This window comes from Shewanella sp. 10N.286.52.B9 (assembly GCF_002873635.1).
Lineage (GTDB): Bacteria > Pseudomonadota > Gammaproteobacteria > Enterobacterales > Shewanellaceae > Shewanella.
The window spans coordinates 1-362 of record NZ_MCTY01000139.1 but is presented as its reverse complement, the minus strand read 5'-3'; the positions used below and the strand labels follow the sequence as shown (position 1 = coordinate 362).

At 51.9% G+C, this 362-nt stretch carries 1 protein-coding gene; it reads right to left on the bottom strand.

Annotated elements, in window-relative coordinates:
- A partial coding sequence (locus tag BCU91_RS08150) for a transposase zinc-binding domain-containing protein (protein WP_198590451.1) occupies positions 1–362 on the bottom strand: 362 nt, incomplete at both ends.

Here is a 362-nt window from a genome sequence, read left to right as displayed (position 1 = left end):
CACGCCTTCGGTTATGGGTATGCAGCACGCCCGTAAATCCAATATCACCACCGAGTTGCTTTGAGTTTTTAGCAAAGTCTTTTAGCACGCTGGCGGCCACCGAGAACATGGCTTGATACATCAACTCGGATTGATGTTTAGCCGTTACTCGCAACTCATAAGGCAAGGTAAACGTCACCATGTAATACTCCACGGGCAGGAGTTTAGCTTGCTGTTTGTTGAGCCACTCTGTCGTGGTGTTGTGCTGGCATTGAGGGCAACTGCGATGACCACATGACAGCGGGAAATCAGCAGTATGAGTGCAGCTGCGGCATGCCCACTGGCTGGTTCGCTCAGTGTTGCTGCGACAACTGAGCATGGCG